General features: G+C 72.1%; 13 protein-coding genes. 5 read left to right on the top strand and 8 right to left on the bottom strand.

From position 1 onward, the window contains the following. The first annotated feature begins 167 nt into the window (after positions 1 to 167). The 3 genes from GA0074692_RS10855 (at position 168) to GA0074692_RS10845 (ending at position 3,627) form a co-directional block, all read left to right on the top strand. On the top strand, positions 168 to 1,370 hold the full coding sequence (locus tag GA0074692_RS10855) for an RNA ligase RtcB family protein (RefSeq protein WP_091642740.1): 1,203 nt from the start codon (positions 168 to 170) through the stop codon (positions 1,368 to 1,370). Beyond that, positions 1,367 to 2,074 (top strand): peptide chain release factor H, encoded by a 708-nt coding sequence (prfH, locus tag GA0074692_RS10850; RefSeq protein WP_091642736.1) that lies wholly within the window; start codon positions 1,367 to 1,369, stop codon positions 2,072 to 2,074. The genes GA0074692_RS10855 and prfH overlap by 4 nt, the downstream gene beginning before the upstream one ends. A 179-nt stretch (positions 2,075 to 2,253) precedes the next feature. Further along, positions 2,254 to 3,627, top strand: coding sequence for a glycosyl hydrolase family 18 protein (locus GA0074692_RS10845; protein WP_091642732.1), 1,374 nt, complete (start codon positions 2,254 to 2,256; stop codon positions 3,625 to 3,627). 53 nt (positions 3,628 to 3,680) lie between these two features. Here GA0074692_RS10845 and GA0074692_RS10840 read toward each other — a convergent pair whose 3' ends face one another. Further along, on the bottom strand, positions 3,681 to 3,986 hold the full coding sequence (locus GA0074692_RS10840; RefSeq protein WP_091642729.1) for an amphi-Trp domain-containing protein: 306 nt from the start codon (positions 3,984 to 3,986) through the stop codon (positions 3,681 to 3,683). 108 nt (positions 3,987 to 4,094) lie between these two features. Beyond that, complete coding sequence (locus GA0074692_RS33910) at positions 4,095 to 4,271, bottom strand: DUF2071 domain-containing protein (protein ID WP_176738389.1); 177 nt, start codon at positions 4,269 to 4,271, stop codon at positions 4,095 to 4,097. A 240-nt stretch (positions 4,272 to 4,511) separates the two neighbouring features. Here GA0074692_RS33910 and GA0074692_RS10830 point away from each other — a divergent pair, with 240 nt between their 5' ends. Further along, positions 4,512 to 6,212 (top strand): amidase, encoded by a 1,701-nt coding sequence (locus tag GA0074692_RS10830; RefSeq protein ID WP_091642726.1) that lies wholly within the window; start codon positions 4,512 to 4,514, stop codon positions 6,210 to 6,212. Between the two features lie 93 nt (positions 6,213 to 6,305). Here the strand turns inward: GA0074692_RS10830 and GA0074692_RS10825 are convergent, their stop codons facing one another. Next, the gene (locus tag GA0074692_RS10825) at positions 6,306 to 6,494 is read right to left on the bottom strand and encodes an acyl carrier protein (protein ID WP_218106620.1); all 189 of its coding nucleotides are present in this window, start codon (positions 6,492 to 6,494) and stop codon (positions 6,306 to 6,308) included. An 84-nt stretch (positions 6,495 to 6,578) separates the two neighbouring features. Beyond that, the gene (locus GA0074692_RS10820; protein WP_342672865.1) at positions 6,579 to 6,782 is read right to left on the bottom strand and encodes an acyl carrier protein; all 204 of its coding nucleotides are present in this window, start codon (positions 6,780 to 6,782) and stop codon (positions 6,579 to 6,581) included. 409 nt (positions 6,783 to 7,191) lie between these two features. Here GA0074692_RS10820 and GA0074692_RS10815 point away from each other — a divergent pair, with 409 nt between their 5' ends. After that, the gene (locus GA0074692_RS10815; protein ID WP_091642719.1) at positions 7,192 to 10,152 is read left to right on the top strand and encodes a tetratricopeptide repeat protein; all 2,961 of its coding nucleotides are present in this window, start codon (positions 7,192 to 7,194) and stop codon (positions 10,150 to 10,152) included. 43 nt (positions 10,153 to 10,195) lie between these two features. On the opposite strand, the gene GA0074692_RS10810 is transcribed toward GA0074692_RS10815, so the two are convergent. The 4 genes from GA0074692_RS10810 to GA0074692_RS10795 form a co-directional block, all read right to left on the bottom strand. Continuing rightward, the gene (locus GA0074692_RS10810) at positions 10,196 to 10,939 is read right to left on the bottom strand and encodes a YqjF family protein (protein ID WP_091642715.1); all 744 of its coding nucleotides are present in this window, start codon (positions 10,937 to 10,939) and stop codon (positions 10,196 to 10,198) included. 118 nt (positions 10,940 to 11,057) lie between these two features. After that, entirely contained in the window at positions 11,058 to 12,014 is a 957-nt protein-coding gene (locus GA0074692_RS36470; RefSeq protein WP_218106619.1) for a hypothetical protein, read from the bottom strand. A gap of 55 nt (positions 12,015 to 12,069) precedes the next feature. Next, positions 12,070 to 12,318 (bottom strand): acyl carrier protein, encoded by a 249-nt coding sequence (locus GA0074692_RS10800; protein ID WP_091642710.1) that lies wholly within the window; start codon positions 12,316 to 12,318, stop codon positions 12,070 to 12,072. Then, positions 12,318 to 15,482: a non-ribosomal peptide synthetase gene (locus GA0074692_RS10795; RefSeq protein ID WP_218106618.1), complete on the bottom strand. Its 3,165-nt coding sequence runs from the start codon at positions 15,480 to 15,482 to the stop codon at positions 12,318 to 12,320. The genes GA0074692_RS10800 and GA0074692_RS10795 overlap by 1 nt, the downstream gene beginning before the upstream one ends. Between the last annotated feature and the right edge of the window lie 21 nt (positions 15,483 to 15,503).

The raw sequence follows: 15,503 nt of genomic DNA, 5'->3' as shown, positions 1-15,503 counted from the left end.
GCGAAAACCGGTTGCCGGCCGGGAACGGGCTCCGGGAAGGTGGGACCCATGACGTTCTGACGGGCTGTATCCCCCTGTTGAGTCGACGCCCCGACCGCGCCGTGTCGCGCCTCGGGTGAGCCGTCGCGTCCGTCCGTTTTCTTTTCCGCGTAGAAGCGAGCGTCGTTTTGTCGCAGCAGCAGTCCCTGCCCTCGTCCGTCCCGACCCCCGGAGCCGCCACCGTCACCGTCTTCGCCTCTGCCCGGAGCTGGATCGAGTCCGACGCCGTCGACCAGTGCCACCATGTGGCCGCCCTCGACGGCATGATCCACGTTGCCGGGATGCCGGACCTGCACCCCGGAAAGGGCGCCCCGATCGGCGCGGCCATGACCTCGACCGTGTTGTACCCGCACCTGGTGGGCTCCGACATCGGCTGCGGCATCGCCGTGTTCCCGCTCGACCTGAAGCGCGTCGTGCCGGAGCGGCTCGCCAGCCGGTTCCCCGACCTCGACCGCGCGCTGGACCCCGATCAGGACGCCGACGACCCGGCCTGGGCGGCCCTGACCGGGGAGATTCCCGCCGGTCACGTCGAGGGTCTGGGGACGGTGGGCCGGGGTAACCACTTCGTCGAGCTGGCGCGGATCCGGACCGTCCTCGACTCGGGTCACGCGGCCCGGCTCGGGCTCGCCGCCGATGACGTCGTCCTCATCGTCCACAGCGGATCGCGGGGCCTGGGCGAGCGGATCCTGCGGGCGCACACCGAGCGGCTCGGTGCGGGCCCTGCCGCCGATCCCGCCGACTACCTGTCCCGGCACGACGATGCGGTGCGTTGGGGTTCGCTCAACCGCCGGCTCATCGCCGCCCGGGTCGCGTACGCCCTGGGGGCGAAGCCCACCGAGCCGGTCGTGGACCAGTGCCACAACCTGGTGGAGGTCCGCGACGGGGTGTACCTGCACCGCAAGGGCGCCGCGCCGGGGGACGGCCGGGACGTCCTCGTCGCCGGCACCCGGGGGACCAGCTCCTACCTGGTCGCCGGCCACGCCGGGCCGGACGCCAACTTCTCGGTGGCGCACGGGGCGGGCCGCAAGATGTCCCGGGCCGACGCGTTGCGCCGGGGCCGGGCCAAGCACACGGTCGAGGAGTTGCGCCGTACGCCGTTGGGGTCGCTGGTGGTCTGTGGGGATCGTCAGTTGCTGTTCGAGGAGGCGCCAACGGCGTACAAGCGGATCGAGCAGGTGATCACCGACCTCACCGAGCACGGTTTGGCCAGCCCGGTGGTCGAGACGGTTCCGCTGGTCACGTACAAGACGGCGGACCGGGCCGCCGGTGATGTCCGGTCCGGCGGCCGGCGGGACCGTCGGGACGACCGCCGTGCCCGGGGTCGGTCGTGAGCACGGCGGGGGAACGGCACCACCTGCTGCTGTCCGCCGGGCGGGGTCCGCAGGAGTGCGCCTGGGCGGTCGCCCAGTTGCTGCGCCGGCTGGAGGCGGACGCCGCCCGGCGGGGTCTGACGACCTGTCGGGTGGAGACCGTGCCCGGCGACCGGCCCGGTACGTACCGGTCGGTTCTGGCGCGGATCACCGGGGAGGGGGCCGAGGCGTTCGTCGGCTCGTGGACCGGGACGCTGTGCTGGCAGGCGCCCAGCCCCTACCGGGCGGGCGTCGGCCGGAAGAACTGGTACGTCACCGCCCAGCCCTGCCAGGTCGACGTGCCGCGTACGCCGTTCGTGGAGTCGGACGTCGACATCGTGGCGTGCCGGACCGGAGGGCCGGGTGGGCAGCACCGGAACAAGGTGAGTACCGCGGTACGGGCGACCCACCGTCCCACCGGACTCGTGGTGGTGGTCGACACCGAGCGGCAGTTCAGCCAGAACCGCCGTCTCGCCCTGGCCCTGCTCCGGGACCGTATCGAGCGCAACGACCAGGCAACGGACCGCGCCGTAACTACCGCCCGCTGGCGCACCCACGACCAACTCGTACGAGGCGCCCCCACCCGCGTAGAACGCCCAGCCCCCCGCCCCCGCCCCGTCGATCATGGAGTTGGGGCACCAGACAAACCACGTAATAGCCGTAAGTCAGGCGCCACAACTCCATGATCGACGCGGTGGTGATTTATTGATGGGTGTCGTTGACTGGTGTAGTTAAGAGTCTTTAGTATTTGGGCTGCCTCGAGGTGACCGTTCCTGCTCCGCCGTACGTCCGGCCGGCGCGCTGGATCGACCAGCCGCTGGCCGGGACCCGCGGCGCTGTGCCCTGTCCCACGGGAAGGCCCTCGATGTCCTCACCACGTCCCCGCCGGTCGGCCCTGGCCGCCGGCCTGCTCGCGCTCGCCACCGCCGGCGCGACTCTCGCCCTGACCCCGGCCCCCGCCGAGGCGGCCGTCCTGCCGAACAACTTCAAGAGCGTCGGCTACATGCCATCCTGGAGCGGCAACGTCAACACGGTCCAGTACGGCAAAATCACCCACATCAACTACGCCTTCGTGCTGCCCAACGGGGACGGCAGTCTCCGTCCGGTGGAGAATCCCGGCAAGCTCTCCTCGCTGGTGTCGCTCGCGCACGGCAACAACGTCAAGGTGTCGATCGCGATCGGCGGCTGGAACAACGGCGACGACTCGGCCTTCGAGGCGCTCGCCGCCAACTCCGGCACCCGTACCGCGTTCGTCAACAACGTGGTCAACTTCGTCAACCAGTACGGCCTCGACGGCGTCGACATGGACTGGGAGTACCCCGACCCCGGCGCCTCGGCCACCAACTTCAGCCTGCTCATGCAGCAACTGAGCGGGGCCCTGCGCAGTCGGGGCAAGCTGCTCACCGCCGCCGTCGTCTCCGAGGGCTACTACGCGCAGGGCGTGCCGACCGCGGTGTTCGGCTACGTCGACTGGCTGAACATCATGGCGTACGACGGCGGCAGCCCACACGCCAACTACGACTGGTCGATCAACGCGGTGAACGGTTGGAAGGCGCGCGGGCTGCCGGCCAGCAAGGCGGTCCTCGGCGTCCCCTTCTACAGCCGGCCCGGCTACTACACCTACTCCGCGCTGGTGGGCATGGACCCGGCCAACGCCAACCGGGACTGCACCACGGTCGGCGGCGTCCAGCAGTGCTACAACGGCATCCCCACGGTCAAACGCAAGACGCAGTGGGCGCTGGCCAACGCGGGCGGGATGATGAACTGGGAACTCTCGCAGGACACCACGGGCTCGACCTCCCTGGTCACCGCGATCTACGACACCGTCATGGGTGGCACCCCGCCGCCGGGCGGGCGAACCGGCCCGATCACCGGCATCGGCGGAAAGTGTGTGGACGTCGCGGCGGCCGGCACCGCCAACGGCACCGCGATCCAGCTCTACGACTGCAACGGCACCGTCGCGCAGAGTTGGACCGTGGCCACCGACGGCACCCTCCGGGCCCTGGGCAAGTGCGCCGACGTGACCAGCGGCTCGACCGCCAACGGCGCGAAGGTCCAACTCTGGGACTGCAACGGCACGGGAGCCCAGGTCTGGCAGGCCCAGTCCAACGGCACCCTGCGTAACCCGCAGTCGAACAGGTGCCTGGACGCCACCGACAACAGCTCCGCCAACGGCACCCGGTTGCAGATCTGGGACTGCTTCGGCGGCGCCAACCAGGTCTGGCGCCTGCCGGCCTGACCCGACCGGTGACCCCGGCCGCGCCCGTCGGCGCTGCCGGGGCCGCTGCCGGACTACTCGCCGGTCGTGTCCTCCGGCGACTCGGGTTCCTCCGTGGCGGCTTCGGCCTTCTGGACGCCAGCGGCGTCGGTCGCGGTGGCGGCCTTCGGGTTCACCCAGGAGAACTCGATCTCGATGGAGAACTCGTCCTGGTCCTCCTGCTCGATCTCCAGCTCGCACCGCACCTGGTCGGCGACGGCGATGGTGCCCGCAGCGCCGTAGAAGACCTGTCCGGTGGTCTCCAGCTGACTCGCGAGCTGTCGCAACCATGCGGCCAGATCCGCCCGGGAGACGGTCCGGGCGTCCTCGTAGATGTCCATGCCGTCATGATCCCATTCCACCGGCGGCGGGCGGCGAGGAGGCGTCCGGTCAGCGGACGACGACCGGTGGGCCGGACATCGCCGGTACGCCGGGGGAGTGGAGCACGCTCACCGGTGGTCCGGACGGTGCCGGGAGCCTGGCGGCGGTGACCAGCTCGTCGTCGAGGGCGCGACGACCTCCGGCGGCACTGCCCAGTGCAGGAAGGTGGCGTCCTGCCACCGCTGCCGCAGGGCCGCCCGGCGGAACGCCTGCCCGGGCGCGGCGGCGATCGGCTCGATGTCCACGTACCCATCGTGCCGTCTGGTCGTGGCCATCCCGGCCGGCGGCCTCGTCACCCCGCGCTGCGACGCCCCGTAGCCGGACGCCCCCTGACGGTGTCGGTGGCCCGCGTCGCTCGGCGAACCGGGACCCAGGGCGCTGTCCAGCAGGTGAGGCGACCATGGACAGTCCTCTCAGGGCGGAGTAGGACAGCAGGGAAACCCCGCCCCCCTCACTCTTCGTGCCTTTTCAGAGAGGACCCCTCCATGCGGTTGACCCGTAGGCGCGTCATCGCGCTGGGAAGCTCGGCGGCTGCTGTCGCCGGCTCGGGATTGGTGTCCCAGCCGGCAAGCGCCGGGCCGGCGTCTGACAACTGGAGCTGGCTGCTACGGCAGTTCGCTCAGTACGGCAACGTCAAGAAGGCGATACCTGCGGCTGACGAACTGGTGTTCCTGCCTGCGTACGAGCAGCTGGCGCTGCTGGGCCGCAAGGAGAACCGCGTCTCTGCGGTGGATCTGACCGAGGCGCACCTGCGCCGGCTGCGGCAGGTGAATCCGCGACTGAACGCCTTCGTGCACGTCACGGAGGAATTGGCGCGTGAAGCCGCGGTACGGTCCGACGAACGGTACCGGCAGGGCCGGCCGCGGATGCTGGAGGGGTTGACCTTCGGCGTCAAGGCGCTGTTCGACTTCCTGGCGGGCGTCCCCAACGACTTCGGCTCCAAGCCGATGGCCGACCTGGGTTTCGTGCCGCCCTTCACCGCGGTGTACGTCCAGCGCGCACTCGATGCGGGTGTGGTGGTGCCGGGCAAGACCAACACCCCCGAGTTCGGCCACAAGGGCACCACCGACAACAAGGTCCACGGCCCGACAGGCACCCCGTTCGACCCCCGGTTCAACGCCGGCGGTTCCAGCGGCGGGGCGGCTGCGGCCGTGGCATCCTTCATGACGGCCCTCACCCAGGGCTCCGACGCGGGCGGCAGTGTTCGTATCCCGGCGGCCATGTGCAACATCGCGGCACTGAAGCCAAGTGTCGGCCGCTGGCCGCAGGATGCTCCACCGATCGCCGCGGCGCCGTTCTTCACCCCAGGGCCCATGGCACGGACGGTGGCGGACGTGGCCATGCTGATGCAGGCGATCAGCGGTCCCTCCGAGGGCGATCCGTTGAGCATGGACGGTGTGCTGGACTACGTCGGCGCGTTCCGCAAGGGTGTGGACGGCGCGCGTCCGCTCGCGGGCAGGCGCATCGCCTACTCACCGGACATGGACCTGTTCCCGGTGGAGGCGCCGGTCGAGCGTGTCGTCCGCCAGGCCCTCCAGGCCTTCGAGCAGGCCGGGGCAAGGGTCGACCAGGTGAAGCTGGGGCTCGACGAGATCCAGGTCACCGATCTGGGCGGCCGGAAACGGCGGCCACTGACCAGTCAGCACTTCGCTGACACCTGGGTCCTCATGCAGGCCGGCCTGTACGGCCACGCCCGGGACCTGTTTCTGGAGTTCGGCATTCCGATGGACCTACGCGAGCACAAGGAACAGTTGACGCCACAGTTCGCCGCCATGCTCGACCGGTCGGAGCGGCTCCTGGCCGAGGAGTACCGGCACCTGGACTTCCTGCGCGCCGACGTGCTGCACAAGCTCAACGTCGTCCTGGGGACGTACGACTACATCGTCACGCCGACGGTTGCCGTCGTGGGCGTCCCGAACGCGGACGACGGCAACACCCTCGGCCCGTCGGCCGTCAACGGTGTCGCCGTCGATCCGCAGATCGGTTGGTGCCTGACCTATCCGGTCAACTTCAGCGGCCATCCGGCGATGAGTCTGCCGGCCGGCTTCGCGCCGAACCCCCTCAAGGGCCCGGATCTGCCGGTCGGTTTGCAGGTCATCGGTCGGATGAAGCGGGACGACGAGGTCATTACCGCCGCTGCTGCCTTCGAAAGGCACAACCCCTGGTACCACCGCTACCCGCGGTAGTCGGGAACGGTCCTGCCGCAGCCTGTCGTCCGTCCGGAGGGGTGCCTCCTCGCGGCCGCGAGGAGGCACCCCTGCCGTACTGGCTAGTCCCGCCTACCGGACGGCCGCCCTCTGCTCCGGGCGGGCCTTGGCCACCAGGGCGACCATGTCGTCCAGCGTGTCCAGGCCCCGGCCCGGGGCCTGGAGGTCGACCTCGACGCCGTACTCCAGCTCGATCGCGTCGACGAGACGCAGCAGACCCAGCGAGTCCAGGCCCAACGCGACCATCGATCCGCCGGCCATCAGGTCGGCGACGGAACACCTCGCCGCCGGTCGCCGTGCTGACCAGCTCGGCGACGCGTTGCCGCATCTCGTGGGTGGCCCCCATCAGAACTCCTTTCCGGACTGCCGGATGATCTCGGCGATCTCCGCGATGGTAGGGGTGTCGAAGAACGCGTCCAGCGGTACCTCGACGCCGAGTCGTTGCACGATCCGGCCACTGATCCGGGTGATCGTCAACGAGTGCCCGCCCAGGTCGAACAGGTCCTCGTGCGGGCCGATGTCCGGGATCTTCAGCACGTCCTGCCAGATCTCCCGGAGCGCTCCGACCAGCGGGTCGGCATCGTCACCGCCGCCGACGGCGGCGTCCCTCTGGTCGACCCGACCTGCTCCCGCGGTGGCTGCGCCGCCACCGGTCCCGCTGGTCGTGGCGTCGACCGACGCGCCTGGCGAGCAGCAGCGTGACGAGGGGCGCCAGGGCCGAGGCGAGTCGCAGCCCTTCTGTCAGGACAGTCGGCAGGAAGTCGGGAGAGTGCATCGGGGCCTCCGGTTCGGGATGCGGTGTTCGGAGCACACCCGTCCGGGTGGGTGTCCGGCCAGCCGCTCCGGACACCTCCGGAACCCCTGTCCGGGGAGGCCACGTCATGCCGTAGCAGGTCCGAAGAACAAGCAGCGCCACCCGGACGGACCCGGACAGCAGCAGGTCGGAGAAAATGGACCGATGGTGCGGTCGTTGGACGGCTACGCGGACCTGCCAATCCAGGTGTCGACCCGGCGGGAGCTTGCCGAGGCACTGCGGAAGGTCAAGGACGGGGCGGGGCTCTCCTACCGGGAGATCCACGACGAGTCGGACAGGCTGTGCCGGGCGACCGCAGGACGCGCCCCGGACGGCTGGCCCCGGATCAGGTTGCCGCGCTCGACGGTCGAGAGCGTCCTGAACGGCCGGAACCTGCCATCGGCCGAGGTCCTTGCCATGTTCCTGCTGGTCTGCCGGGTGCCGCCCGAGCAGGTCCATGCCTGGCGGGCGGCCGTGGACCGGCTGCGCGGGGCGGCCGAGCGCCCGCCGGCAACGCCACCGGTGTGGACCGTGGCGGAGTTCCCTCCGAGCGCGGCCGGGGTGCATCGCGCGGTCACTCCACCGGGCCGGGTCGGGGCCGTGCCGGACGACGAACCTCGACCGGAACACCCGGGGGAGTGGTGGACCCGTCCGTCGTACGTGGTCCGTGACCACGACCACGAGTTGCGCGAGCGGCTGGCCGCCGCCGCCACCGCCGGCGGCGGGTTCGTGTTGGTGACCGGTCGGTCCTGCGCTGGCAAGACCCGTTCGCTGTGGGAGGCCGTCCGCGACAACCATGCGGGGTGGCGCGTCGTGCGGCCCCGGGACGCCGAGCAGCTCCGGGCCCTGCCCGGGGCGGGTTCGCTCGGGGCACGGACGGTCGTGTGGCTGGACGAGTTGCAGCGGTACCTGGCCGGAGACGGCCAGCGCGGGATCGGCGCAGACGAGGTGCGGGCGTTGTGGGCGGCCCGGAAACCCGTGGTGGTGGTCGCCACCCTCTGGCCGACCCTCTACGACGAGTTGGTCAGCCAGGGAACGCAGACGTTGTCGGATCCGCACGAGCCGGCCCGCAACCTGCTGCGGCTGGCCGGAACACCGGTCCGTGTCCCGGACCGGCTGCAGGCCTCGGAGCTGGACCGCGCGTGGGAGGCCGCGCGCGACGACGCTCAGCTCACCGCCGCGCTGACCGACCCCGACCACGGCATGACCCAGGTGCTGGCGGGAGCGCCGTGGCTGGTGCAACGCTGGGAACAGCCACGATTCGCCTACACGAGGAGCGTGTTGAGCGTCGCGGTGGCGGCGCGCCGCCTCGGCGTCCGTGGTCCGGTCTCCGCAGACCTGCTGCGACACTGCGCACACGCTTACTTTCCGGACCGACGACCGGCTCCGGCCGGCTGGTTCGACCGTGCCCTGGGCGAGGCCACCGACCTGATCCGGGACACCGTCTCCGCGCTCGTCCCGGAGCGGGATCCGGACGACGACGAACGCGCGGCCGGGTACGGCCTCACCGACTACCTGGCCCAGTACACCGCCGACGGGCGCGACGTCGAGCCGGTGCCCGAGGCGGTGTGGCGAGCCCTGACCCGGCACATCGTCGACCCCGGGGACCTTCTTCATCTCGCTCGCGAGGCGAAGAGCAGGCTGCTCTACCGCTTCGCCGAAGGGCTCTACCGTCAGGCGCTCGCCGCCGGGCACGAATGGGCCCACGGGGAACTGGTCGCCCTGCTGGCGGAGCAGAAACGGTTCGACGAGGCCATCGCGGAACAGCGCTCGGCGCGGGCCGAGGACCGCTCCGCCCAGTCGGTGCTGGTGGACCTGCTCGTCGCTGCGGGACGGAAGGACGAACTCCGGGCGCTGGCCGAGACCGACTCCTTCGCCCGCATCCGTTTCCAGCACATGCTCGCGGAGCACGGTGCTGTCGACGAGATCGTCGACCTGCTGGGGATGTTGGAGGACGATCAGCCGGCCATCCAGTTCGTGGCCATTCAGGCGCTGGCCGCGCATGGCCGCCGCACCGGGACGTTCGACGAGTTGCTCGGCCTGGCCGAGTCCGGCGACAGTTGGGCGGCGGGTGCCTCCGCGCAGTTGCTGTGGGATCAGGGCCGCCGCACCGCAGCGGTGGATCTCGTCCGCCGCCGCGGCGCGGATACGCACGGGTACCTCCTGGCGCGGTGGCTGTTGCACGACGGCCGCGTCGACGAAGCCCTCGAGGAGCTGCGGCGGCATGGAGCGACTCCCGACGTGGTCGCGCTTCTCGTCGAGTTCCGTCGCGTCGACGAACTGCGTGCCCTCTCGGCCGACCCGCACGCCCTGCGGAGCCTGGCCTGGCTGCTGCACGGCGACGGACGCACGGACGAAGCGCTCGGTCTGTTGCGCGGCGCGCCGTCCGACGAGTACTGCCAGTGCCCGCTCAGGATGCTCGCGACCATCCTCGCGGATTCCGGCCGCCAGGTGGAGGCCATCGAGGAGTTGCGTTGGGCCGGACGAACTCACGGTCCTGTCGCCGACCTGCTGGCCCGGCTGCTCGCGGAGAGCGAACGTCTGGACGAACTCAAGGCGATGGCCGACGCCGGTAACGCCTGGGCCCGTCGAGAGTGGGCGCGGCGGCTTGCCGCGCGGGGGCGCATCGACGAGGCCGTCGAGTTGCTGCTGCTGGAGGCCTACCGCACGCCAGAGGCCGTCGACGACCTGGGCATGATCCTCGCCGACCACGACCGGGTCGAAGAGGCGTTCAAGATCGTGCGAAGGTACTCGGAGCCGGTCTATACCGGCGACAGGTGCGCCCGGCTCGCTTACCTGCTCGCCGAACAGGAACGACTCGGCGACCTGCAACGAGCCGCCGCCGAGAACGTCGAGGCGGGACGGTACCTGTCCGTGCTGCTCGCCCTGCGCCAACCACCGGAGCAGCTCGCCCGAGCGACGGTGGGTGGGGATCGGCGGGCCCGGGACGCGTTGATCCGTCTGGCGGTGCTGGGCAACCTCCGCGACGGAGCGCACCTGAGGCGTTTCGGCCTGAACCCGGACGGCAGCATGGCGCTCAACCGTGAGAACTCGCGCTCCGCCATCCCGATCATCGAGCGGCCGCCCCGTAAGGACGAGCTGCTGTTCGCGATCTCCCTCTGGTGATGTCCCGCCGGGCGTTCCGCCTTTCCGTCGAGTCGCCGGGCGGTCAGCCGGTCCGGCGTACGGTGACCGGCGGGCCGAACCGGACCGGCACGCCGGGGGAGTAGAGCACGCTCACCGGTGGGTCTGTCGGTGACGGCAGTCCGGCGGCGGCGATCAGCGCGTCGTCCAGGTCCAGCAGTTCGGCCCGGTGCAGCGGCCACTGGGGATGCCAGTTGGGCAGGCGTAGCGTGTGCCCGTACGCCCGGGTGTGCAGCGCCCACCGGGCGGTGAGGAAGTGTTCCAGCGGGGTCGGCTCGTCGATCGGCTCGCCCACCCGGATCGTCATCCGGCTCGTGGCGCCGGCCGGGCCGGGCCAGCGGCGCCGGCAGCGGTAGGTGTAGCGGTCGCCGTCGCGGTCCAGCCGCATCGCCGACCACAGGTACGGCAGGCGCAGCGACGCCCGGGCGACCAGCACCGGGACCAGCCGGGACGCGTCGAGGGAGCGGAACACCACGGCCCGCCGGCCGGCGTCGTCCACCGAGTAGACCCGGACATTGGTCTCCCAGAAACTGCCGAGGTACGGCACGCCCGGCCCCCGTCCGAGGCCCAGCCCGACCATCCGGAAGCCGACCAGGCCGACGTAGGTCACCCCGTCGAGGGTGTCCGGGTGGGTGCCGGCGGGCAGCAGCGGCGCGACGCGGTCCGGCGCGACCGCCCAGTGCAGGAAGGCGAGGTCCTGCCACCGCTGGCCGAGGATCGCCGGGGCGAATGCCCGGCTCGGCGCGGGAGCGATCGGCTCGATGTCCACGTGCCCATCGTGCCCTGCCGGGCGACGACATCGACGATCTTGGGCCGCCCTCGCCGCACCGGCGGCGGCCACACCCGGGCGCACCGGCGGCCGGTGAACCCGCGGGGCATGAGGCTGGTCATCGCCGCTCGTGGGGCGAGGTGCTCGCCGACGTGGGCAGCAGTGACGCGCTGTCGACGAAGGGCGGGAGCAGCGCGGTGAGTTCGGGGTCGCCGGCACCGACCAGCTCGTCGGAGGCGATCTTCCGGACCGCGCCGGCGACGATGTCGGCGACCTGCACGCGGGGGTCGTTCTCCGAGCTGACCAGGGTCAGCCCGGCCAGGGCGGGTATGCGGTCACGCAGCGCCGCGACCCGGTCCGGTCGCAGGGTGTTCTGGCGGTCGTGGACGATCGTGACCGGGCGTCCCGGGTGACCCCAGAACCGTACGGCCCGCTCGATCGCCGGGACCAACGGGTCGAGCAGGGGGAGGGCCGGCGGGGAGGTGTGGACGGCCATCCGGTGGGCCTCGGCTCGTGAGCGGGCCGCCGCCAGCAGCTTCAGGGTCTGGTCGGCGGGTTCGGCCGGGCCGCCGCGGCGCAGCGCCTCCACGGCCCGGACGAATCCCTCCACTGGCGGCACCGCGTCGGGGCGTTCCTTGGTGCGCAGCAGGTCGTTGGCGCTCTGGAGAAACGGCCGCCAGTGCACGGCGGTTCGCGCCTCCCGTGCCAGGATCACCTCCCGGCACAGGACCGCCGCCTGCGCCGGGTCGTCGAGCAGGACGGTGACCAGGCGGTCCAGGAGGAAGGTCGTCTTGTCGACGAGGTAGACGTGGGTCGCGCCGAACGCCGGGCTCGCCGGGCTCAGCAGCCAGACGAGGACCCGGCGGTGCTTCTCCCGTAGCAGGTGGTTGGCCTTGTACTCGGTGGCCGGGGAACGGATCCGGGCGCGCAGTTCCGCCATGCACTCGGCCGCCGCCGCGTACGACAGGTGCACGCTGCCGTGCGCGAAGACGTCGGTGGTCGTGCCCACGAGCTTCTCGCCCTCGTAGCCCGACTCGTCGCAGGCGATCTCCAGGGGTGCATGGTCCGTCGCCACCGGGTCACCTTGCCACGGCATGGGCGTCCCGGCCCACCCGATAAGCAGACGATGGTCACGAACTGGCCGCCACCAGCGTGACCAGGTCGTCCAGGGTGTCCAGCCCTCGCCCCGGAGCCTGTAGGTCGACCTCGACCTCGTATTCCAGCTCGATGGCGTCCACGAGACGCAGCAGGCCCAGCGAGTCCAGGCCCAACGCGACCATCGATCCGCCCGCCAGCAGGTCGGCGACGGCGACGTCCCCGCCGGTGGCCCCGCTGACCAGTTCGGCTACCCGCTGCCGCAGCTCCGGGTCGGTACGCATCAGAACTCCTTTCCGGACTGCCGGATGATCTCGGCGATCTCGGCGATCGTGGGGGTGTCGAAGAACGCGTCCAGCGGCACCTCGACGCCGAGCCGCTGTTCGATGCGCCCGCTGATCCGGGTGATGGTCAACGAGTGTCCACCCAGGTCGAACAGGTCCTCGTGCGGGCCGATGTCCGGAATCCCGAGCACCTCCTGCCAGATCCCGCGCAGCTGCTCGATCAGCGGGTCGGCGTGGGTCGCCGGTTCGGCCGTGCCCGGCGCGGTACGGGTGGCCGGTGGCGGCAACGCCGATCGGTCCACCTTGCCGTTCGGGTTGACCGGCAGGCGGTCCAGGACGATCCAGTCGGCCGGCAGCATGACCGTCGGCAGGGTGAGCGCCAGATGCCCGCGCAGGTCCGCCGGCTCCGGCACACCGACACCCGGGCGGAGCACCAGGTATGCCACCAGGCGTGCCTCGTCACCGTCGGCGGGATCGTGCCGTACCACGGTCGTCTCGGCGACCGCGGGGTGCTCGAGCAGCCGGGCGGTGATCTCGCCCAGTTCGACCCGGTGTCCCCGGATCTTGACCTGGTCGTCGGCCCGGCCCAGGTACGCGATCCGGCCGTCCGGCAGCCACCGGCACCGGTCCCCGGTCCGGTAGATCCGCTCCGCGCCCTCGTCGGACCTGGCGCCTCCATCGATCCCGGCGCCCTCGGCGCTGGCGGCACCGGGGCCGACGGCATCGGCGGGGACGGTGACGAAGCGTTCGGCGGTCAGGTCGTCCCGGTTCAGGTAACCGGCGGCCAGTCCGGCCCCGGCGAGGCACAGTTCACCGGGCAGCCCCACCGGCACCGGCCGTAGGTCGTCGTCGAGCAGGTACGCGCGGGTGTTGGGCAGCGGCCGGCCGATGGTCACCTCGTCCGGGTCGGCCGGGATCTCCGCCATGGTGGCGTAGATCGTCGCCTCGGTCGGTCCGTACCCGTTGACCAGCCGGCTGACCCGGGCCCGCAGCTCCCGGGCCAGGGGCACCGGCAGCGCCTCGCCGCCGGTGACCGCCACCAGCGGCTCCGGCGGCTCCGGCGTTACCCCACCGGCGGTACGGCCGAGCCCCGCCTCCAGCAGCACCCGCCAGCCGGACGGGGTGGCCTGCACGTGGGTGACCCCGGTGTCGCGGACCAGCCGGAGCACGCCGGCGCCGTCGAGGGCGCTCACCGCCGAGGCGACCACCACTCGGCCGCCGGTGACCAGGGGCAGGAAGATTTCCACCCCGGAGATGTCGAACGACAGTGAGGTCAGGTGCAGCCAGCGGTGTTCCGGCCGGCTGCCCAGGGTGTCCCGGACGGCGAGCAGCAGGTTCGCCAGCGCGCCGTGCCGGACGGCGACCCCCTTGGGGCGGCCGGTCGAGCCGGAGGTGTAGAGCACGTAGGCCAGGTCGTCGGCGGTCGGCTCCTCGGTGGGGGCCGCGTCCGGGGCGTCCGGGGTGTCCAGGTCGGTGACCTCGTCGAGGACGAGCAGCGGCCGACCCGGGGCGAGCCCGGCGGCCGTGCCCGAGCTGGTCACCACCAGCGTCGGGGCCGCGTCGGCGAGGATCAGCTCCTGCCGGGCCACCGGGTGACCGGGGTCGACCGGCAGGTACGCCGCCCGGCGGCGCAGCACGGCCAGCAGCGTCACCACCGACTGCCAGGACCGGTCCAGGGCGACCGCGACCAGGGTTCCCGGACCGACGCCCCGGTCCCGCAGCAACCCGGCCAGTCGGGCGCTGGCCGCGTCGAGCTGGGCGTAGCTCAGCGTCCGGTCGCCGTCGACCACGGCCACCGCCGCCGGGTCGACGCGGACCCGTTCGGCGATCAGCGCCGGCACGGTGACGTCGTGCGGGTAGGGCCGCCCGGTGTCGTTCCAGGCCCGCAGCACCAGGTCGAGTTCGTCGGCGGGCAGCAGCGGAAGCCCGGCCACCGGCTGCCCGGGGTCGGCGACGGCGGCGGCCAGCATGGTCCGCAGATGCCCGCCGATGCGGGCCACCGAGGCGGCGTCGATCGCCGCCGGGCTGTACTGCAACCCCACGGCCAGCCCGGTCGGCGCGGCCACGATCTGCACGTGCAGGGCGTTGCGGGCCGAGCCGCCGAACAGCGTCCACTCGACGCTGCTCGACACGCCGTCGAAGGTCGGTTCGGTGCCGCGTCGCCGGTAGCCGACCGAGACGGGGGTCAGCGCGGGTGCCGGACGCAGACCGGAGACCGTGTGGGCCAGCGGCACGCTGCGGAACCGGTACAGGTCGCGTACCCGGTCCCGGACCGCGCGGGCGTATCCGGCGAAGTCACCGCTGGCCGGGGCGACCGCGACCGGCAGTTCGTTGACGAACAGCCCGATCTGGTCGGCCTGCGTGGGCGTACGGGTGGAGAGTCCGACCCCGACCGGGGCACCCTGGTTGCCGTACCGGGCGAGCAGCGCGTGCACCACGGCGAGCAGCAGCTCGAACCGGGTCACCCCGAGCGACCGGGCGGTCCGGTCGATGCCCTCGACCAACTCGCCGGGCAGGTCGACCGCGACCGTGGCGCCCGGTTCGGCGGCGGTCGGCACCCGCCGCAGGCCGGGTAGGACCACATCACCCGGGCCGGACCAGTGCCGCGCCCAGTGCGACCGGGCGGCCGGCAGCTCCGCGTCGACCCGTTCCCGCTCGACGGCCGCGTGCCCGGGGTACCCGTCGCCGAGCGGCGCGAGGTCGGCCGGCGTCCCGGTGCGCGCGGCGGCGTAGGCGGCGGCCAGGTCCCGGGCCAGCACGTCCTTGGACATCCCGTCGAAGACCAGGTGATGGGCGGTGACCAGGAGCAGGTGCGTGCCGTCCGGCCCGGTCAGCAGGGTGAACCGGGACAGCGGCCCGGCGGCCGGGTCGTAGCGGCGGGCGATCTCCTCGGCGACCCGCTCGTCGGTCAGTTCGCCGAGAGTCACCACCGGGCGCCCGTCGGCCGGGACCAGGCGGGGGGTGCCGTCGTGGTCGGCGACGACCCGGGTGGTCAGGACCGGGTGCCGGGCGGTCACCGTCGCGCACGCCTCGACCAGCGCCGGCCGGTCCAGTTCGGCGCCGAACCGGATGCCGAGCGCCATGTGGTAGGCCGTCCCGGCCACCCCGGCCTGCTCGGTGAACCAGACGGCGTGCTGCGCGTATGTCGCCTCGGCGGTGCCCACGTGCTCTCCCAACGATCTTCG

The sequence above is a fragment of the Micromonospora pallida genome (assembly GCF_900090325.1).
GTDB classification, from domain to species: domain Bacteria; phylum Actinomycetota; class Actinomycetes; order Mycobacteriales; family Micromonosporaceae; genus Micromonospora; species Micromonospora pallida.
Note: the sequence above shows the minus strand (reverse complement) of the source record. Positions and strands in the feature narration are given on the sequence as shown.

Bases quoted from the DNA above. Each gene is read 5' to 3' on its own strand.
- GA0074692_RS10845 (WP_091642732.1), top strand. From the start codon at position 2,254: ATGTCCTCACCACGTCCCCGCCGGTCGGCCCTGGCCGCCGGCCTGCTC.
- GA0074692_RS10815 (WP_091642719.1), top strand. From the start codon at position 7,192: ATGGTGCGGTCGTTGGACGGCTACGCGGACCTGCCAATCCAGGTGTCG.
- GA0074692_RS10840 (WP_091642729.1), bottom strand. From the start codon at position 3,986: ATGGACATCTACGAGGACGCCCGGACCGTCTCCCGGGCGGATCTGGCC.
- GA0074692_RS10800 (WP_091642710.1), bottom strand. From the start codon at position 12,318: ATGCGTACCGACCCGGAGCTGCGGCAGCGGGTAGCCGAACTGGTCAGC.
- GA0074692_RS10825 (WP_218106620.1), bottom strand. From the start codon at position 6,494: ATGGCCGGCGGATCGATGGTCGCGTTGGGCCTGGACTCGCTGGGTCTG.
- GA0074692_RS10830 (WP_091642726.1), top strand. From the start codon at position 4,512: ATGCGGTTGACCCGTAGGCGCGTCATCGCGCTGGGAAGCTCGGCGGCT.